The 18556-nt window shown below is 33.4% G+C and carries 24 protein-coding genes and 1 pseudogene; 13 read left to right on the top strand and 12 right to left on the bottom strand.

The window, feature by feature from the left end; translation table 11 throughout:
* The coding region (locus ACOI1D_RS17150; RefSeq protein WP_422502927.1) for a hypothetical protein at window positions 1–419 on the top strand (419 nt) is incomplete at its 5' end.
* Window positions 420–488: 69 nt separating this feature from the next.
* Window positions 489–1064 (top strand): VanZ family protein, encoded by a 576-nt coding sequence (locus ACOI1D_RS17155; protein ID WP_422502929.1) that lies wholly within the window; start codon window positions 489–491, stop codon window positions 1062–1064.
* A gap of 198 nt (window positions 1065–1262) precedes the next feature.
* On the opposite strand, the gene ACOI1D_RS17160 is transcribed toward ACOI1D_RS17155, so the two are convergent.
* The 3 genes from ACOI1D_RS17160 to ACOI1D_RS17170 all read right to left on the bottom strand — a co-directional run bounded on the left by ACOI1D_RS17160 (window position 1263) and on the right by ACOI1D_RS17170 (window position 2539).
* Window positions 1263–1973, bottom strand: coding sequence for a hypothetical protein (locus ACOI1D_RS17160; protein WP_422502931.1), 711 nt, complete (start codon window positions 1971–1973; stop codon window positions 1263–1265).
* Between the two features lie 207 nt (window positions 1974–2180).
* Complete coding sequence (locus tag ACOI1D_RS17165; RefSeq protein ID WP_422502933.1) at window positions 2181–2369, bottom strand: hypothetical protein; 189 nt, start codon at window positions 2367–2369, stop codon at window positions 2181–2183.
* 17 nt (window positions 2370–2386) lie between these two features.
* A complete protein-coding gene (locus ACOI1D_RS17170; RefSeq protein WP_422502935.1) occupies window positions 2387–2539 on the bottom strand; it encodes a hypothetical protein in 153 nt (50 codons plus the stop codon).
* 154 nt (window positions 2540–2693) lie between these two features.
* On the opposite strand from ACOI1D_RS17170, the gene glp reads away from it, so the two are divergent.
* The 9 genes and pseudogenes from glp to ACOI1D_RS17215 all read left to right on the top strand — a co-directional run bounded on the left by glp (window position 2694) and on the right by ACOI1D_RS17215 (window position 9740).
* Window positions 2694–3971: a gephyrin-like molybdotransferase Glp gene (gene glp, locus ACOI1D_RS17175; RefSeq protein WP_422502936.1), complete on the top strand. Its 1278-nt coding sequence runs from the start codon at window positions 2694–2696 to the stop codon at window positions 3969–3971.
* A gap of 97 nt (window positions 3972–4068) precedes the next feature.
* Complete coding sequence (locus tag ACOI1D_RS17180) at window positions 4069–4488, top strand: YwpF-like family protein (protein WP_422502938.1); 420 nt, start codon at window positions 4069–4071, stop codon at window positions 4486–4488.
* 180 nt (window positions 4489–4668) lie between these two features.
* Window positions 4669–6031 (top strand): annotated as a pseudogene (locus ACOI1D_RS17185) (TrkH family potassium uptake protein).
* Between the two features lie 29 nt (window positions 6032–6060).
* Window positions 6061–8004 (top strand): EAL domain-containing protein, encoded by a 1944-nt coding sequence (locus ACOI1D_RS17190; protein WP_422502940.1) that lies wholly within the window; start codon window positions 6061–6063, stop codon window positions 8002–8004.
* 60 nt (window positions 8005–8064) lie between these two features.
* Window positions 8065–8304 (top strand): hypothetical protein, encoded by a 240-nt coding sequence (locus ACOI1D_RS17195; protein WP_422502942.1) that lies wholly within the window; start codon window positions 8065–8067, stop codon window positions 8302–8304.
* Window positions 8305–8436: 132 nt separating this feature from the next.
* Window positions 8437–8769, top strand: a complete 333-nt coding sequence (locus tag ACOI1D_RS17200) for a PAS domain S-box protein (protein ID WP_422502944.1) — start codon at window positions 8437–8439, stop codon at window positions 8767–8769.
* Window positions 8770–8803: 34 nt separating this feature from the next.
* Window positions 8804–8938: a hypothetical protein gene (locus tag ACOI1D_RS17205; protein ID WP_422502946.1), complete on the top strand. Its 135-nt coding sequence runs from the start codon at window positions 8804–8806 to the stop codon at window positions 8936–8938.
* Window positions 8935–9570 (top strand): diguanylate cyclase domain-containing protein, encoded by a 636-nt coding sequence (locus ACOI1D_RS17210; protein ID WP_422502948.1) that lies wholly within the window; start codon window positions 8935–8937, stop codon window positions 9568–9570. The genes ACOI1D_RS17205 and ACOI1D_RS17210 overlap by 4 nt, the downstream gene beginning before the upstream one ends.
* Complete coding sequence (locus tag ACOI1D_RS17215) at window positions 9567–9740, top strand: diguanylate cyclase domain-containing protein (protein ID WP_422502950.1); 174 nt, start codon at window positions 9567–9569, stop codon at window positions 9738–9740. The genes ACOI1D_RS17210 and ACOI1D_RS17215 overlap by 4 nt, the downstream gene beginning before the upstream one ends.
* Window positions 9741–9773: 33 nt before the next feature.
* Here the strand turns inward: ACOI1D_RS17215 and ACOI1D_RS17220 are convergent, their stop codons facing one another.
* The 4 genes from ACOI1D_RS17220 to ACOI1D_RS17235 form a co-directional block, all read right to left on the bottom strand.
* The gene (locus ACOI1D_RS17220; RefSeq protein ID WP_422502952.1) at window positions 9774–10898 is read right to left on the bottom strand and encodes a S1C family serine protease; all 1125 of its coding nucleotides are present in this window, start codon (window positions 10896–10898) and stop codon (window positions 9774–9776) included.
* Window positions 10899–10924: 26 nt separating this feature from the next.
* Window positions 10925–12097 (bottom strand): zinc ribbon domain-containing protein, encoded by a 1173-nt coding sequence (locus ACOI1D_RS17225; RefSeq protein ID WP_422502954.1) that lies wholly within the window; start codon window positions 12095–12097, stop codon window positions 10925–10927.
* 434 nt (window positions 12098–12531) lie between these two features.
* A complete protein-coding gene (gene lepB / locus ACOI1D_RS17230) occupies window positions 12532–13056 on the bottom strand; it encodes a signal peptidase I (protein WP_422502956.1) in 525 nt (174 codons plus the stop codon).
* Window positions 13057–13121: 65 nt separating this feature from the next.
* Window positions 13122–13463 (bottom strand): PilZ domain-containing protein, encoded by a 342-nt coding sequence (locus tag ACOI1D_RS17235; RefSeq protein WP_422502957.1) that lies wholly within the window; start codon window positions 13461–13463, stop codon window positions 13122–13124.
* A 173-nt stretch (window positions 13464–13636) separates the two neighbouring features.
* Between ACOI1D_RS17235 and ACOI1D_RS17240 the strand changes: the two genes are divergently transcribed.
* Window positions 13637–13828 (top strand): Spo0E family sporulation regulatory protein-aspartic acid phosphatase, encoded by a 192-nt coding sequence (locus tag ACOI1D_RS17240; RefSeq protein ID WP_422502958.1) that lies wholly within the window; start codon window positions 13637–13639, stop codon window positions 13826–13828.
* 280 nt (window positions 13829–14108) lie between these two features.
* Complete coding sequence (locus ACOI1D_RS17245) at window positions 14109–14267, top strand: FbpB family small basic protein (protein WP_422502959.1); 159 nt, start codon at window positions 14109–14111, stop codon at window positions 14265–14267.
* 126 nt (window positions 14268–14393) lie between these two features.
* Here ACOI1D_RS17245 and ACOI1D_RS17250 read toward each other — a convergent pair whose 3' ends face one another.
* From ACOI1D_RS17250 to ACOI1D_RS17270, 5 genes are all read right to left on the bottom strand, one after another.
* The gene (locus tag ACOI1D_RS17250; RefSeq protein ID WP_422502961.1) at window positions 14394–15293 is read right to left on the bottom strand and encodes a DMT family transporter; all 900 of its coding nucleotides are present in this window, start codon (window positions 15291–15293) and stop codon (window positions 14394–14396) included.
* A 516-nt stretch (window positions 15294–15809) separates the two neighbouring features.
* On the bottom strand, window positions 15810–16031 hold the full coding sequence (locus ACOI1D_RS17255) for a hypothetical protein (RefSeq protein WP_422502963.1): 222 nt from the start codon (window positions 16029–16031) through the stop codon (window positions 15810–15812).
* A 150-nt stretch (window positions 16032–16181) separates the two neighbouring features.
* Complete coding sequence (locus ACOI1D_RS17260) at window positions 16182–16670, bottom strand: YkyB family protein (RefSeq protein ID WP_422502965.1); 489 nt, start codon at window positions 16668–16670, stop codon at window positions 16182–16184.
* 139 nt (window positions 16671–16809) lie between these two features.
* Window positions 16810–17388: an SCO family protein gene (locus ACOI1D_RS17265; protein ID WP_422502967.1), complete on the bottom strand. Its 579-nt coding sequence runs from the start codon at window positions 17386–17388 to the stop codon at window positions 16810–16812.
* Between the two features lie 204 nt (window positions 17389–17592).
* Window positions 17593–18438 (bottom strand): metallophosphoesterase, encoded by an 846-nt coding sequence (locus tag ACOI1D_RS17270; protein WP_422502969.1) that lies wholly within the window; start codon window positions 18436–18438, stop codon window positions 17593–17595.
* Window positions 18439–18556: the final 118 nt, after the last annotated feature.

The following is an 18556-nucleotide window of genomic DNA, read 5'->3' on the forward strand; positions in this document are numbered from 1 at the left end:
CTAATATTTTCTCTATAGGGATAGCAGTTATATTAATTATGTCTATGTCTCTACCAGCATTAGCAGCTACAAATTATTATGACTTTTCTCTGAATTATAGAGTAGTAAATGGAAAAGATAATGGAGAATTTCATTCGTTGCAGAGTGGAACTGCTCATATTGATGGAAGTATGTATATAAGTAGCAGTGCTGAAGGCGCTGTGGGTCCAAATAATGTGAAATATACATTGTATAAAGATGAATGGGGTTTTGATCCTACTTTCGGTACTGTTGATGGGGGAACACCTAGAGGATATAGTACAAACTTTTCTGGTTCTTATTCTGGTCTAGAGTCTTCAAGTAGTAAGTATTATTTACTTATTTACAAGGTAGAAGATGATGGTCATAATATACAAGGTAGTGGAGAACTTACAGATTAAACTTATAGTTAGGAATGTCTTTATCCTAGACATTTCTAACTGATCTATTAATTAAGAAAGGATTTTAATATGTTAATAGATTTTGAAGGGCCTATTCTTATTATGGCTATATTATTATGGCTAATTATACTTATGTTTTTAAAAAAAAAGTTAAAAAAGCCAATTATGTATTTAGTCTTTTTTACAATTTTCTATATTTATCTCTGTTCTCTTTTAAGCTATACACAATTCCCCATTATTATGGATCAAAATATGAGAGAAGAAATGGGTCAAACGATATTGAGGCAAGGTAATTTAATTCCATTTAATCCTGACCATTTTGCTATTAAGACCTCTTTACTAAATGTTTTATTAACTATACCTTTTGGTTTTGGATTGCCGTTTATAATAAAAACTAATTTTAAAAGAATTGTTATTTCAGGCATATTGGTTGGTTTTTTTCTGGAAACTTTACAGTTAATCATATTTTTATTTATTGGTTATACATTCAGATTAGTAGATGTTAATGATATAATTTTCAACTTTTCAGGTGTTGTTATAGGTTATTTTATATTTAAAAGATTCATGATTTTATTTAAGCTCTTAATACATAAGTTTGATATACATTTAAATTCATTTTTGAAGTATATTCATGATACGAAGTAGATAAGTACTTAAAATGGAAATAGATAATTATAGATAAAAAACTACGCATTTTTATGTGTAGTTTTTTATTGATTGGACTATATGGGCTTTTTTTAAATGAATTTAAATGAGTACTTTTCACCTGTATCAAACACTGATTGTCTAGTGCCGCGCATCGAACTTCTTGCGATAAGTCAACCTAAGCAAAGTTTTCTAAATTTAGTTTAAGGTTAGTGTGGTCTCTGTTGTAGGTTTTCCCGCTGCTTTCCATTTTGAAAGTATAGATGGTGAGGTATCATCTATACTCGGAATAGAAATAGAGATAGTGTCATTGTCGTTCCATTGTGCGCTCAGGATTGGCAAATTGTAGTTCAGTATTTTTCTTTCACCTGGTGTAGTATAGGTTAATAGCTTCCAATCAGTGGTGTCAATTCCGACGATGTTGCTTAAAGGCACAGGCGAAGAAGATTTACGATCAAACCAAAGTAATAGCTTTGTATTGTCAGGAGAAGTTTTAATTCCTTTTAGGTTGGCTAAATCTGCTACGAGATGTGCTTGGTTTTCTTCACTTTTATCGAGTAGTAAATAAGAGCAAGAATTAACGATACAAGAGAATTCCAGAAGGTACAGATGACTATTATCAATGTGAATTGGGGTTAATACCATTGATTCAACAGATTTCTTACGATCTTGTGAGGCACTTAAATAAGAATCTAGAATTGGTACCATTCCTAAATTAATCATTACTTTTTCTTCTGGGAGGATAAATTCAATCATTTCATCCACTTCTTCATCTGAAGTTGATTTTTCAACTAACTCAGGGTTATCGTTTATATTTTGTTGATTGGTTTCTTTTTTAACAATTACCTGATCCTCGCTTTGACATGCAGCAAGAAACAACAGTACGATTAAGTAAAGATATTTTTTCATAAAATGCTCCCCTATATTAGAAATAACTAGAATATAATAATTATACATCAATTCCGACAAGATTAAAGGTAACGATTATTAGAAAACTTGGCTTATCGCTAAGCCTTAATGGCGAAAGCCTTAGTTGCACATATGCAGTAAGAAAGATTTTATACTTTCTTGCCTGCTAAAAAAAACATCGCTACTAAGTGCGATGTTTTTTAAAACTTATAATTTCTTGTTATCATCCTCGTCATTATGACTGCCATGTGAGATGTAATCTTTCTGCAGTACTTCTTTTTCCTCAACGGAAAGAGATGAATTTTCGTTAGGTTTTTTTCTCTTATTTGAAACAATATAGGCAACTAATAGCACGGTTAGAATTACGATTGCCACAATAGTATAAAGCCACAGCATTTAATCACCTCTTATACTTAAAACATTGGAAATACATAGCTGATTAAGAACCATAATAACCCGAAGAAGATAATTAAATAAGTTACATATTTAATTACAGCTACACCAACTTTGCTTGAATCGGATTTTTTTTCACGGTGTTCTACTTCAACATCTCTGCGTTCATTCACACCAACACTTCCTTTTCTTATTATAGCGATTTGTTAGTAAACAATACCCTTTTATGAGATGGTCAAACGTGTGTATGGTCAATATAAATATTATTTATTAAAATTATTTGTTAAACTAGTTTTAATAGATAAATATAAGGAGGTTTTATGAAGTATGGTTGAAATGCGAAAGCCTATCCCTGTAAACGAAGCATTAGAGAAAGTAATGGAATTCAGTAAATTAGGAGAAATTGAAACAGTTAGCATTGAGACATGTGATAATAGAAGGCTTGCAGAACCGATTATTACAAAGCATTCAGTTCCGCCATTTGATAAATCTCCATATGACGGATTTGCCTTTAATTCTAAAGATACCGATCAAGCATCAACCAATTATCCTGTTGACTTTGAGGTTGTTGAACATATTGGGGCAGGTCAAGTTCCAACAAAAAATCTTACCAGTAAGCAAGCAACTCGAATAATGACTGGCGCCCAGATTCCAGAAGGTGCTGATTGTGTCGCGATGTTTGAAATTTGTAAGGAGAGCGAGCGAGAAAATAAGAACTATGTGACACTTAAACGCAAAATGCAACCTGATCAAAATGTGATTAGAAGAGGATCGGAAATTGAAGAAGGAATTGAATTGGTAGGAAAAGGGACAGCTATCAATCCGGGGGTTAAGGCGCTTTTGGCTACTTTTGGTTATCATCATGTTAATGTTATAAAAAAACCAGTTATTGGAATATTTGCTACTGGAACAGAATTGCTTGATGTTCACGATGAATTAGAACCAGGCAAGATCCGTAACTCCAACGCATATATGATTATGTCTCAAATCAAACGAGTTGGTGGGGAAGCTCTTTATTTTGGGAAATTAGTAGATGAACTTGAAACGAGTTTTGAAGCAATAAAAGATAATCTGGAAAAAGTGGACTTTTTAATTACAACCGGGGGAGTTTCAGTTGGAGATTACGATCTTATGCCAGAAATATATAATAGATTAAATGCAAGGGTCTTGTTTAATAAAGTGGCTATGAGACCTGGAAGTGTTACTACTGTAGCGACCGTGGGGGGCAAACTTCTTTTTGGTTTATCTGGGAACCCTTCAGCCTGTTACGTCGGTTTTGAGTTGTTTGCAAGACCAGCGCTGCAGCATTTTATGCTAAATAAGGCACCATTTTTGAAAAGATCGCAAGCAGTTCTGGCTGTAGACTTTCCGAAACCCAATCCTTTTACGCGGTTTGTACGTGGAATTACTTTTATTGAGGATGGACGAGTTTTTGTTCGCTTAGCCGGTATAGATAAATCTAATGTAGTAACATCTTTAGCCTTTACAAACTGTTTGATGGTGTTGCCAGGTGGAACAAGGGGGTATACTAAGGGTGACAGAGTTGATGTTTTATGGTTGGAAGAAATAGAAGGGCAGGAAACTTTTAAAAAAAATAGTAAGTAAACTGACTCTTGGATTTACACAAATTTAATTTAAATTAGATAAATTATTGTTATAATAAATAAAGAAATGAAGATTAGTAAACAAGGAGGTTTGGGTAATGAAAACATTTAAATTATACTCCTTAGAATTTGTTGAAAATAAAGGCGATGAAATTTTCCAACGTGAAATTCCATTAATTGACGGATTAATTATCAATAGGGAAGACGAACAAAACCAATGGGTAATTGAAGCGTATATGGAGAAAGAAAATCAAGATCTTTTTCACAATATACAACAAAAAAGAGATACTGTAATGCTTCAAGCGAAAATCACGAAAGAAACGAATACTCCGGCTACGTTCATTACATCTATTGTATCAATCAATGATATTGGTGAAGGGATAAATGTAATCTTTATAGGAACCATAGTTGATCAACGCAAAGGTATTGTAAAAGATATGTTAAAAAAACTAATTGAAGATGGCTATCAAGGTGAATCTTTATACAAAAAGTTTAAAGAATTAATTGAGGAAGATTAGACAGTGTATTTTAAAATTGTAAAATTGTCCCTTAAATATTAAATATTATGTATAAGACGATGTATAAATCGTTCGAAATCAATCGAGGTAACTAGCATAGTGCTATCTGCCTGTTACAATGAAGTTTAAGTTTTAACATGAATAACCGATATATAGTTGAAGGTATTAAGGAGACAATTTATGTTTTTTGATTTTTTTAATGAAAAATGGATTAAAAAGTTATCACCAGTACAATTAATATTGCTGTTTTACTGTGTTGCTGTTCTCGTGGCCACAGTTATTTTATCATTGCCTTTTGGGCATGAAGAAGGGGTAAATCTATCACTGATTGATATACTGTTTACAGCTGTAAGTGCTATTAGTGTTACAGGCTTAACCCCAATAAGTATTGCTGAATCATATAATACAATCGGTTATTTTATGTTAGCATTCATTCTCCAATTTGGTGCAGTAGGCATAATGGCAATGGGTACGTTTATTTGGATAATTCTTGGAAAGAAAATTGGATTAAAAGAACGTCGTTTGATAATGACTGATCAAAATCAGACATCGTTTGCGGGTATGGTAAAGCTTATTAAACAGATTATGCTTGTCATTCTAACAATTGAATTTATAGGGTTTATAATTTTAGGAACTTATTACATTCAATATTTCCCTACTATTGGAGAGGCCTACCTAAATGGTTTTTTTGGTTCAATTAGTGCGACTACAAATGCTGGATTTGACATTACTGGCAGTTCATTACTCATGTTTAAAGATGATTATTTTGTACAATTTATTAATATGTTATTAATCATTTTTGGAGCTATTGGATTTCCTGTATTAATTGAAGTTAAAGAATATATGTTTGCAAAAGAAGATGTTCGCAGAAGTTTACGTTTCGTTATTCACTAAAGTAACCACTTTTACCTTTTTTTCACTTATTGTAGTCGGTACGATCTTTATTGCTCTTTTAGACGCAGGGAACTTTTTTGCGAATAAGTCATGGCATGAGGTATTATTTTATTCCTTGTTTCAATCTGTTACTACAAGAAGTGGAGGATTGTCTACGATGGATGTTAGTCTATTGACCGAACAAAACCATTTATTCATGTCTTTCCTAATGTTTATTGGTGCCTCGCCAAGTAGTGCTGGGGGTGGGATTCGTACTACCACATTTGCATTAGTATTAATTTTTATCATTACATACGCTCGTGGCGGTGCAAGCATTCGTATATTTAAACGAGAAGTATACCAGGAAGATTTGCTGAAAGCTGTTACTGTATCCTTAATGGCTATAGTCTTTGTGTTTAGCTCTATTCTCGTTATTTCTATTATGGAGCCTTACCCTTTGTCTAAAATATTATTTGAAGTAACATCGGCTTTTGGAACTGTTGGTCTGTCACTTGGAATCACTAGTGAACTAACTACACTCAGTAAAATTATATTGATGATGTTAATGTTCATTGGACGAGTAGGAATTATTACATTTTTATTCATGTTTAAAAATAATAAATCAAGCGGAAAGTTTCATTATCCTAAAGAAAAAATGATTATCGGATAATGTGACGAAAGATTTTGGGGGAGAATGGCATGACAAAAGAGAATATTGATTTTCCAATCCATGATGGCGTTTTTTTGCATTTAAAAGATGCAATCCTGTTTGTAAGTGAACAGGGGGATATTATAAAAGGAAATAATGCTGCTTTAACATTACTTAATGTAAAAAATGGAGACGATTTATCCATTTTTCATTACATTGATTTTAATTTACTAATAGACGCTACGGAAAAGCATTTGTTGATGGAACTAAACAACGGAGATGGGAAATTAATTGAAGTAAAGTCGATTCGTATCGACAACTCTTTGTATTGCTTAATAGTCAGCGACTTATCCATACAGGACAAAACAGAAGAAGTCAAAACATATATCAATCAGTTATCACATGCAAGTATTGAAGGTATGGTAATGTATAACGATAAAATTGTGCTGGATTGTGACCATACTTTTGCAGAAATGTTTGGTTATGAGAAAGCAACAATAACCAATATGTGCCTTGCAGAATTAGTAAAGGCATATAGCGGTTACGGCATAAAAAGAGCAATAGAATCAGAGGTTTATACAGGTATTAAAAAAGACGGAACTACGTTTCATTTGGAAATAATTGAACAACCCTATAATAACTCGGGTGAAATTATCCGTGTGGCGATTGCAAAAGACATAACAGAGCGTATTGAAATTGAACGCCGAATTGAATTCATGGCTTTTTATGACGAATTAACCGACTTACCAAATCGAAACTTTTTTGTTAGTGTACTAAAACAAGCAGTTACAGACGCTAAAGAAGCAAATGAAATGCTTGCTGTATACTTTATTGATTTAGATTACTTCAAGGAAGTTAATGACACTTTTGGGTATGCATTTGGAGACAAATTGCTAAAAGCTTGTGGGGAAAAATTAAAATCTTTTTTACAAACTGACACTTTTATTGCTCGAATGAGTGGGGATGAATTTTTAATTCTCCAAAAAAAGACTAAAAACACTGCCGGTGCAATCGAATTGGCAAAACTGTTAATTGAAGAGTTTGAAAAGCCTATCGACATTAACGGATATGAGTTATTCATTACGGTGAGCATAGGCATAAGTGTTTATCCTGAAAATGGATCAAACGCTAACGATTTAATAAAACATGCTGACTCGGCAATGTATGTAATTAAGGAGCGCCATCGCAATAATTACAATGTATTTGATCCTTCTATATCAGAAAATTTCAAAAATATGTTAACAATGGAAAGAGAACTTAGAAAAGCTATGGAATCTGGACATTTTGAGATCCATTACCAGCCACAGAAGAACTTAGTAACAAATAAAATTGTTGGCCTTGAAGCCTTGTTGCGCTGGAACCATCCTGTAAAGGGTAACATCCCACCTGATGAATTTATATCGCTTGCGGAAAAGACAGGCCTTATTATCGATATTGGAAAATGGGTACTCAACGAGGCATGCAGGCAAAATAAAGCATGGCAGGATAAAGGATATGAACCAGTTGTTGTAAGTGTGAATCTATCTGCTAGACAGTTTCATCAAACAGGATTAGTCGAAGATGTTGAAAATGCTCTCAAAAAAAACGGACTAAATCCATGCTATTTAGAACTCAAAATAACTGAAAGTATGGCAATGAGTAATGAAGATTATATCATCAGTACGATGAACCAATTACGGGAATTAGGGGTTTTGGTTTCAATTGATGATTTTGGTACAGGGTATTCGTCACTCAAGTATTTAAGTATGTTTCCTGTTACAAAACTTAAAATCGATAAAATGTTTATGGATGAAAATCAAATACAGAACAAGGCAATTGTAAAATCAATTATTCACATGTCGCATTCACTAAATATGAAAGTTATAGCAGAGGGTGTTGAAACAATTGAGCAGCTTTCGTTTTTAGAAAATGAAAAATGTGATGAAGTTCAGGGTTTTTACTATAGTAAACCGTTGCCTCCAGCGCAGTTAACTTCCTTTTTTCAGATGCAGTAAGAAATCAAAGGAATATAACGAATTACCACGTCCATTTCATTATATGATAGGAGAATTTTAATGTTTCAACAGGTGAGCAGTTTTAAAGAAACAGCAATCGACGGAATTAAGCGTTTTTCTGAAGTTGTTACTGATTGCGTTTTTTTAATGAAAGTTGTAAAAGAGACCGATTCATATTCTTTTGTTTATGAATATATGAATAAACAGGGAATGGTCTTAGCTCAATTAACCAGTCGGGATATCGGTAGAACTATTAGACAAAGCAACATGAGTGGACAGGCGCAATATATATATATATGAACGTTATCTAACAGTTATTCAGACAGGTAAAATCGTTAGCTATAAAGATCGTTTTATCCTTTCAAATGGGCATTATGAGGCAGGTACACAGTTGATACCAATCGTTGATTCAAAAAAATAATCTCACATGTGTTGGGGGTTACAGTTAATGTAAATCAGCTTTCTGAAAAATCTGACGATACCAAATACCTAAATCGTTTGTTTTCAGCATATATGGATACAACTGATAACGGTGTTGCATTAATTGATTTCAATGGAAAATTTCTGCTCACGAATGAATCATTTATTCGTTTATTTGGCTATACTAAAGCAGAGTTAAGTGAAACAAATTTATCTGAATTTCAACCTCATCTGAACAAAAAATTAAATATATATATAACGTTACTTGAACAAGGTGAGAAAATTCAAGATTTGACTTTGGAGTTGTCTAATAAAAATAAACAGGTTTTGTATACGACCATTTAGTTTTACACCAATTCCCAATGAGCAGGAAGAATATGTGGCATTCGCTGTAATTGTCCATAACATAACGGATAAAATAGAAATTAAACGTAAGTTAACTGCAACACAAGATCGATACCAATTAATAACTGAAAATACGCGAGATTCAGTAAATATCATTGATCAAAATTGAATAATCAAATATGCCTCACCACCACATTTTCACATGCTTGGATACGATTCATTGAATCTTGTCGGATATTTGATTTTGTTCATGAGAATGATAGAAAAGGATTAGGAAAGAAACTTGACTGGGTTAAGAAAACAAAGGAATCCCTTTTGTTAGAATTTAGAGTTTTATCAAATTCAGGAAATGTTTTGTGGCTAGAAACAAACATTAAGCCAGTTAAAAACGATGATGGGACTATTCGTGAAATTGTAACAGCATCAAGAGATATTTCAAACTGGGTAAGAGCAGAAGACAGCTTGAAAAAATTAGCCTATACTGATTACCTGACTGGGCTACCGAACAGGAGAGAGTTTATTAATAAACTTTCTTTGGAAAAGAGTATCATTGATAAAAGTTCATCAAAAGTAATGGCAGTTTGTTCTATTGACGGTGACGGTTTTAAATCAATTAATGATTTACATGGTCATGATGTAGGGGACAGGTTTTTAGTGAAGGTGGGGGAAAGGTTACAGTCTATAGTTTCAAATAAAGATACAATTGCTAGAATTGGTGGAGATGAATTTGCACTATTGCTTAGATGTTTAACAGATGAAGATGAGGCCACAACTATTGCTCAACATATTCGGAGTGTATGAAGTCTCCCATTATAATTGGCGATAATACATTTTTCAATACATTAAGTATTGGCATAAGCGTATATCCTACAGATGATTCTGATCTGGACAAAATTATGCTTAAAGCAGATCAAGCATTGTACGATGCCAAAAGAAATGGAAAAAACACCTATTTACGATATACAAAATAGAAGCAACCGGTAGAGTGGGTTGCTTCTTTTGTATTATTTAGATATATCTAATATTTTCAATTGATCGTTTTCATATCCAACAGTAAATTTGTATTCAGCAGACTTATCTGAAACTGCAGCCTTATTCTGTTGTTTTATTCCGTAAGCCACTTTAAATGTTGCTTCTATCTGGTTTTTATTTGTTAAAACAGTAGAAACGTTTTTATAGCTTAAGTTTACAACATGGACATATTGTTCTCTGAAATCAGAGTAGGAGGTGTTTCCTTGCATCTCACTTCCCAGAATGGTATAAGCACTGATATAATCACGTATTAAAATACTATCAAAGAAGTAGTTTATTAGGTATTCCGCTTCTTCTTTAAAGGCCTCTTCATTGATGTTTTCTATAATCTCTGCTGAAAAATCCAGATTAGCAGTTTTAACTGTATTGGACCATTCCTCAACTTGATTAATAACATTTGTTAAAGGAATACTAAAACCAATTGTTCCATCCTTTGTACCAACTGAATTTATTCCAATAACCTTGCCACTTACTCTATCTATAAGTGGCCCACCACTGTTACCATGTGTAATCTGTGCAGAAATTTGATACACATCATCATAGTCATATCCATCTACAGAAAAATTTCGCTGTGTGCCGGATATTATTCCCAAAGTAACAGTATTTTGAAAACCATGTGGGCTACCCAAGGCAATAACCTCATCGCCTATATCCGCCTTTTGATTCTTCTCGAGAGCAATAGGTGTTTGATTCGCCATTTGTGGTACTCGAATTACAGCTACATCTGTGTCTTTACTAATACCCACAATTGCTGCTGGATACGTTCGTGCATTTGATGTTCGCACTTGAATTACATCAGCATTCTCCACAACGTGAGCATTAGTAATTATATCTCCCTTTTCATTATAAAGAAATCCCGAACCAGTTGTGTTCGTATTTCCATTCTGTGCTTCTATTTGAACCACATTTTTTTCAGCTTTATGAATAATCGATTTCAGGTTTAACGTCTGGGGTGTATTATTTATTTTATTTATACCAGAGTTACTTACTGAAATTTCTACTGAATACCATTGGTTGTACATTGCAAAAATACTTAGCCCACCAACGATTATAATAATTAATGTCAAGATGGTTGGAAGATGTTTATTACTTTTCAAAAAGGCTCACCCCATGTTGTTTTGCATTAACTTTCCGTATACCACTTTATCTTTGTTACATCTACTTTTAATTCATCTGCTTTGTTGTCGATGTCAAAGTGAGTAAATTCAAATTCACCAATCTCATCTGGGTAAAGTGTATCTGGATACACGTAAACTTCATTCGATTTAAACTTTTTGCCCTTTTTTGTTAAGAGATCGTACTCAACAAGTACAGTGTTTATTGGTATTGTTGCAACACTTTTCACTTTTCCTACTACAACAAGCTTACCTTGATCATTATTCATAAGTTTAACATTGACCAGTTCTACTGCTTCATTTTTGTTTTGCTTTCTTTCCATTTCAGCGGTAGTTATGGCTGATTCAATTCTTCTTTGTTGAGCTGTCTCAAACGCAACTCTTTCACTATTAATAGCAGTTTGAAGGCTTATTAGTTTTTTAGATTCTGGAGCATAGATTAGCCCTTCACTTACTAATTCTTCAGCATCTGAAAAGTGATGTACTTTTAACTGTTCACTAGCCATTGAATAAGTATAGTCAACAATTTGATTTCGGATGTTAGTTGCAATTTTTTCGGCTTCACTGCTGTTAACGGATTCCACTTCCCAAAGTATAGGTTTTAATTCACTGATTTCAGGATCCGTTTGTAATTTGTTCTTCACTTGTTCGATTAAAATAGTGTTTCTTGTCAAAACGATTTCATTGATTAACTTTTTGACTACAGATCCATTATAATTTTTTAAGGCCGATTCTGTTTCATTGATAAGATTAAGCGCTTCCTGGTATTCTTGTTTCGCTAGCTCCTTTGCTGCATCATCAATTTTATTTTGAACTTTCATTGCTATACCTGTAAATTCAATTGCATTCAATGCCTGAGGGAAATTTTCTTTTTGTTCATATGCTTTTTTAAATTCATTTCTAGCTTGTTCGTAATTTCCTTTTTGAGCAGATTTTAAACCATTAAAATAAAACTCTTTGGCATCTGTTGTTTGATGATCCAAAAACAAATAAAATCCACCAGTAGATAGTGCTAATAAAATAATAATTGCGATAGGTAATAACCAAACTTTTTTAGACCTTCTGGAAATTGACAAACGGATGTGCATATCATCAGGCAAATTTTTGCCGCATTTTATACAATAGGATTCTTCTTCCTTAACTGTTGTTCCGCAATAAGGACAGTGAAACAAAACTGTCACCTCTTTCGATTAGGTAGTATCTTTAGATGAAACTAGGAGAGGCTATAAAATCAACCTATTAGAAAACTTGGCTTATCGCAAAGTCTTGTGGCGAAAGCCTAAGTTGCATTTATGCAGAAAGAAAGTTTTTATATTTTCTTTACTGCCGTAATATTTGACTAAACTTTTCGTTCCTAACTGACAACCCAATTTTCTTTTCTATTTTAACATAGTTTTACTTTATTTAGGGTTGGGAAATTGGTATGATGGTAAAGAGTTATTCTTGTAGAATAAAAACTTTACATAATCGTTACTGGGAGGTGCGCGACTCAATGGGAGTAGCATTAGGTGTAATATGTTTCGCTATTTTAATTTTAAATATAGGATACTGCGTTTTAGATAATGAAAAATAGATAACAGAAGGGCCAGACCATTGTTGAAGTCTGACCCTGTACTTATTTAATCATAGACCAATCGTCAAATGGATAAATGATAAGTTCTGATCTTCCTACAATATCGTCTGAGTTTATAAAGCCTAGCCCATTTCGAGAGTCTTTACTTATTGCCCGATTGTCCCCCATAACGAAATACTTTTCCTCTGGCACCTCAATAGGACCAAAATTCCCTGTATGTTCTAATGCTTCTGCATTTGTGAATTTTTCTTCATATTTTTCACCATTAATATATAATTGATGATCTTGAAATTTTATAGTTTCTCCAGGTAAACCGATAACGCGTTTTACATAATTTTTATTTGGTCGCTTGACTATTACTACATCACCACGTTCAGGTTCATCGATAAGATAAATTAGTTTGTTGAAAATCACACGTTCTCCATCTTCGAGTGTAGGAACCATGCTTTCTCCTTCAACTATAGATGTTGCAAACACGAACGTGCGCAGGAAAAACGCCAACAATATTGCGATAAAAATTGCTTTTCCCCACTCTAACCATTCATTGCTTTTTTTATCCTTAGCCAACTTTTTGACACCCTTTCATTATCTAACTCCATTATCTGTTTGAAAAGAGTTAGTGACAAATAAATCTATAAGTTTGACCTCTTTAATTTTTTCAGGGACTGAATCATGGTTGTATGATAGTCATCATCAGTGTTTAGATGCAAGCCCATCTCATAGGATGTTTTTGATGGCTTGGTCCAGGTCACAGCACCGAATGCATCAAAGGATGTATCATCAATTTTGTATGTTAGTCTGACTTTAGTATCGCTTTTCAATTGTATGTCATCTTCACAATAAACTTTCGCACCATTCCTACTTACGTCCAAAATGGAAACTTTTACTTCTGTATTATTCGTTGCATCATATAATTTTCCATCTAAAGGCTGACCGAAAGTGAAACGAAAGGGTTCATTTCTTTTAAAATACACACTAATTCACCTGCCTATTACTTAAAGGTATCATTTTTATAAAAAATATAATAGTCTTTTGCTTAATAGTAAGAAAGATTTCACAAATAATACTTATTCACAGCTTGGCAAACAACTACGTAAATGCTAAAGTTATATCAGCTATGATATAAGGGGGTAACCACTTAATTGAGATGAGTACAATAAATCTGCTGTTGGAAAGAATTGAATTTTTGCGAAATGAGATGACCAAGGTTGCCTTTAAAAAAGGGTTTACAAGTCAAGAATCAATCATTATAAGTCAAGAGCTTGACAAATTGTTAAATCTATACGATAGCGTCCACCGAACTAAAATTAAAAATAAAAAAAATCAAAACCTCTACTAAAGTAGGCTGGTTAATTAGAGTCTGGGATATCCTGATGGTAATTGTCAAGGATAATCCCACTCCACCGTTCTACCATTTTAACTCTTCGATCCTTACTAAAATTACAACTTCAAAGAGTCTGAGAAACCTTCAAATGCATTTAAAAACCCATACAATTCGAACTGAAACATTTAACAAATGAAAAATAGTCATTTTTTCTTCACAAAATGTTCAAATAATTATGATATATTTTATTATAATAGGGTATAATAGATATATATATATAGAAGGAGTGAAAGAAATGCGACCAAAAACACAAAATTTCGAAGAACTTGTTCGACAATACAAAGAGGAATTACTTTCAGATGAAAAAGAATTATCTCAAATAGAATTGCGCCTTGAAAACAAACAAAGCAAAAAAGAGGAAAAGAAGCCAAGACGTTTTTCTTTTTATGATTAAGTCGATTAATAAAAGCGGAGCGATAGAAAGTATATCGCTCCGCTTTTATTTGCTGTAAAGAAAATAAAAAAAATTTCTTTCTGCATAAGTGCAAATAAGACTTTCGCCATAAGACTTTGCGATAAGCTAAGTTTTCAAAAGTTCGTTTTTCCCTTGGTTGGTGTAAAGTTGAATCAAAATAACAGCACCAATAATACATGCCATTCCAATCATTTGAATACCAGAAAAGCTTTCGTGAAAGACAAAGATGCCAATAACTGTTGCAACTACGGGCTCAATAGTCGTGAGAATAGATGCATTGGAAGCCTCTGTTAGACTTAAACCATATGTATATATAATGTATGCGAACGCAGTTGGCAAGAATCCTAATCCGAAAGCATAAAGCAAAACTATGGGATTTGTTAACAAGTCTATTTTTTCCTGGTAGGGGAAAAAGGGCAATAATGTTATGGTTGCTACGACGAAAGTGTATGTAGTTATGCTTAAACTAGTATATTTTTTTAGCGCATATTTACTAAAAATACTGTAGAGTGCATATCCTATTCCAGAACCAAGTCCAAATAGAACACTGCCTAGTTCAAATGCCGCTGGATTAAAAGGAATTAGACCTACGATGAGACAAGTTCCCAACAAGGTAATAATTAAGGAAATCAGTTTTATTCTGGTTAGCCGTTCATTAAAAAGAATGAGAGAAAGGATTGTTACAAAAGCTGGGGCAGTATATAACAATGCAGTTGCTAATGGTATTGTAGACAATTCAATTGCTGTAAATAAACAAAAATTGAAAAAAATAATGCTAATAATACCTGTCCCTATAAAATATTTTATGTCACCAAGAGAGTGAAGTTTCAATTTCTTAGGAGATTTGAACAACATGTAAACTAGCATTAGTATCGCAGTGGTTGTGACTCGTAATGTTACCACTTCCATAGGTGAGAATCCAAAGCTATATAAATTCTTAACGTACCACCCTATGGTGCCCCAAAGCGCTGCGCCTCCAATAATGAGTAAAAAAGCTCTATTCAATGCTATTTCCCCCTTGCTCTCTATATTTATGCACTTAGTATAACAAACTTCCTTTAATTAAGTAGGGGAATTCTGTTAAGTAATTTTTGAATGTTTATCATATTTTAATAGTTTATGGATATGGAATAATGGAGATAATAGTACAAAAGGTCGGTGAATAGAAATGAACCAATTGGTACAGTTTTCTTCGTTAATCGAGTTTAACTCATATGTACTAATGGGACTGATTATTACATGCACATTAGTTTGTTACCTTATTGTTAAACCATTTGTACATTGGTTTATAGTGTTGAAACAAGAACGTATATTAAGCTATATGATATGTAGCTTCATTGTTTTGATTTGCGCCACTTCACTTGGCTTTACACTCGAGGTAGACTATACAAGTCTTATCAAATTAACGCTATTCTGTGTGGCAATATTTGGGGCAGTGCTAGTGATTATTCGGCTTATTCAGTATATATTTAAAAGCGCATTTACATGATAACCCCGCAGCAGACAAGCGGGGTTAGTTTATTAACGTTCTTCTTTTTGTACGACACCAGCTGCTTCTTGTACTTTGCTTAACCATTTAAACACTAGTTTATAATGTTCTTCAGGAGTTGGCTGATTTTCAGGTGCATTTCTTAACACCATTACTTTTTCATCTTCCGAAAGTTTTTCAAATTTATCCTTTAACACATGTGTTTGATCTGCATAACGTTGCAACTCGTAAACAAAGTCTTTTAATTCTACCATAACAATTTCCTCCTTTAATACACTAATACCATTACATATAACAAATAAAACATCAAAATCGGTTAATTGACCGATTTTGATGTTTATAATTCTTACAACTTGGAACAGTACGCATCGCTGTTGTACCTTGGTTAGGTATGTAATTGTGTTCTAAGTTTCAAACTTTCTGTAAGGCTTGGTAGGTGGCCATTCCATTTTCCCTAAAGATGAAGGGGTAAAGTAAGAAGAAGTGTATCTTTTGTTGTTTTTCGTCTTCTTGTCAGGCTTATCTTTGTAATCAATGTAATTATAAACAATTTTTTTGGCCGACGACAAAGACATTTTTGCTTGAGGATTTCTAAACGATTGATCCAGAGTGCCTAAATGTTCAAGCTGATTGAAGTCTTTTTTTTCTGGAGGTATATGAAAATAGTAGTCTTCAACTTTTATGAGTAATGTAGAGTGCTGATTACTGAATTTTGGGTGGTCAGAGAAATGTAGTCCAATTTTTTTTGCTCGATTTTCGAATAACAGCTTTTTGATAGTTTCCTTTTTTATAAAATACAAATGCTTTGGTTCTGAAGCAGTTTTTGCATGTCGATTGATTGTATACAATGCTTTTGCAAGTTCTGTTATAGAAGTAGAGTTTTCTTGATTCATTGTTGTTCCTCCTTTTTTATGTGAAATTATTGTGTCAATTCTATATTATCGCAAAGCTTGTCCATTTACAATAAGTGATTAGAAAGAAAAATAGCTGGACCAAACTCCAGCCATCGTTACGGAAGTTGATGTGTTACAATTACTTCATTTTTTTAATGTCTTCTACAATCTGTTCCATATCTGCCGCTTTTGTTCCTGAGTATCGTTTGATTACGTTTCCTTCTGGTGAGACGAGGAAAAAACTAGTCCCGTGCATAAACTGGTCAGTATCCGGAACTTTTTCTACTGCAGATTTGAAAGATTTAATTGAAAGTTCTTTAATTGCTCCAAACTCATATCCTGTTAGGAAATGCCAATTGTCGAAGGTTGCTCCACGAACTTTGCCGTATTCCTTTAATTTTTCTTTAGTATCATGTTCTGGATCAATACTAAATGAAACCAATTGAACTTCATCGAGTTCAGCTTCTTTCAATTTTTCCTGAAGTCTAGCCATGTTTGATGTCATAGGGGGACATACCGTTTCGCAACTAGTAAAAATGAAATCTGCCACCCAAAAATTCCCTTCTAAATCACTGTTACTTATTGTTTCACCATCCTGGTCTGAAAATGAGAAATCATTTACCTCCCAGGAAAAGTCTCCCTTATATTTATCACCACAGGCAGTAAGTATAAGTGCAAGTATTAATAATGAAAAAGCAGCTTTTAAGTTTGTCCCCATAATTTTGACCTCCGTAGTAATAAAATCGTAATTAGCATAGCACTATTGTGTGGATAAAACTATGGATAAAGTGTTACACTTTTCAAATTTGTAATGGCTGTTTTTTAAAAGACTGTTGTTGTTGCAAAAAATCCATAAACTGCGACGTAACTTACCGCTACGGAAATACACTACGCGCACCTTAGGGAGGCTGTTGAGCTTTAACTAATTAACCTTTAGTGTATAGACATAAATATCAGGTTTGCACAGGAAGCGGTAAGGTAGTCGAGTTGTTCCGATTCCTTTTGTAACATACAGAGTTAAATGATTTAGCTGATATTTACCTTTAACATACTTTTGTGCGTACATAGGGGTATATAGGTGTCCAATAATAGGTAAGCGTATCTGACCACCATGGCTATGCCCGGATAATTGAACATCAACATCATAGTTGATTGTTTGAAGTGCAAAATCGGGTTCGTGAGCAAGCAAAATAGTGAAAAGGGAAGGGTCAGCTTGTTGTAATGTTTTTCCAAGGTTGGGATTACCTAGCATAACATCGTCAATTCCAGCCAATACAAAGGATTCCTCACCCTTAACAATTGTAGTGTGCTGATTTTGGAGAAGATTAAACCCCGATTGATCCATTACATTTCTCATTATATTCGTTCCATAACCACCATGATCATGGTTTCCGTATATCCAATATTTCCCATACTCTGCTTCGAGCGAACCAAGAATTCGAATTAGTGTTGTGTTCCAATTATAGTTATTTGGTGCATCTACCAAGTCGCCAGTAAAAACGATAATGTCAGGGTTTTGATTATTAATGGTTTGAACTAACTTTTCTAGTTGCTGAAGTGAATAATGAAATCCGATATGTGTATCAGAAAACTGAACAATCTTAAAATTGTTGAATTCTGGTGATAGTTTAACTGAGGTTAGTGTTTCTTGTTGTATATCAAGTAAAGTCGGTTCAATTTCGCGTGCATAGTAATAAGTACCACCACTTAAACCCAAAAATGCCAGTATACTGCCAATGGATTTTTTCAAAAATGATCTTCTGTTCATATGGTCAAACCTTTCTGAAACTAATAGTTGAATTATAACATGTGTAATATGGTATTGAACATGAATTATCTTATTAATTCAAGGTTAAGAAACTGGTGTTAGAAATCATCTATCTAAA

Source organism: Virgibacillus sp. DJP39, assembly GCF_049310925.1.
In the GTDB taxonomy this organism is placed as follows: Bacteria; Bacillota; Bacilli; order Bacillales; family Amphibacillaceae; genus Virgibacillus_F.

Bases quoted from the DNA above. Each gene is read 5' to 3' on its own strand.
- ACOI1D_RS17155 (WP_422502929.1), top strand. From the start codon at position 489: ATGTTAATAGATTTTGAAGGGCCTATTCTTATTATGGCTATATTATTA.
- ACOI1D_RS17245 (WP_422502959.1), top strand. From the start codon at position 14,109: ATGCGACCAAAAACACAAAATTTCGAAGAACTTGTTCGACAATACAAA.
- ACOI1D_RS17180 (WP_422502938.1), top strand. From the start codon at position 4,069: ATGAAAACATTTAAATTATACTCCTTAGAATTTGTTGAAAATAAAGGC.
- ACOI1D_RS17240 (WP_422502958.1), top strand. From the start codon at position 13,637: ATGAGTACAATAAATCTGCTGTTGGAAAGAATTGAATTTTTGCGAAAT.
- ACOI1D_RS17195 (WP_422502942.1), top strand. From the start codon at position 8,065: ATGTTTCAACAGGTGAGCAGTTTTAAAGAAACAGCAATCGACGGAATT.
- ACOI1D_RS17165 (WP_422502933.1), bottom strand. From the start codon at position 2,369: ATGCTGTGGCTTTATACTATTGTGGCAATCGTAATTCTAACCGTGCTA.
- ACOI1D_RS17190 (WP_422502940.1), top strand. From the start codon at position 6,061: ATGACAAAAGAGAATATTGATTTTCCAATCCATGATGGCGTTTTTTTG.
- ACOI1D_RS17260 (WP_422502965.1), bottom strand. From the start codon at position 16,670: ATGAATCAAGAAAACTCTACTTCTATAACAGAACTTGCAAAAGCATTG.
- glp (WP_422502936.1), top strand. From the start codon at position 2,694: ATGGTTGAAATGCGAAAGCCTATCCCTGTAAACGAAGCATTAGAGAAA.
- ACOI1D_RS17255 (WP_422502963.1), bottom strand. From the start codon at position 16,031: ATGGTAGAATTAAAAGACTTTGTTTACGAGTTGCAACGTTATGCAGAT.
- ACOI1D_RS17265 (WP_422502967.1), bottom strand. From the start codon at position 17,388: ATGGGGACAAACTTAAAAGCTGCTTTTTCATTATTAATACTTGCACTT.
- ACOI1D_RS17270 (WP_422502969.1), bottom strand. From the start codon at position 18,438: ATGAACAGAAGATCATTTTTGAAAAAATCCATTGGCAGTATACTGGCA.
- ACOI1D_RS17160 (WP_422502931.1), bottom strand. From the start codon at position 1,973: ATGAAAAAATATCTTTACTTAATCGTACTGTTGTTTCTTGCTGCATGT.
- ACOI1D_RS17215 (WP_422502950.1), top strand. From the start codon at position 9,567: ATGAAGTCTCCCATTATAATTGGCGATAATACATTTTTCAATACATTA.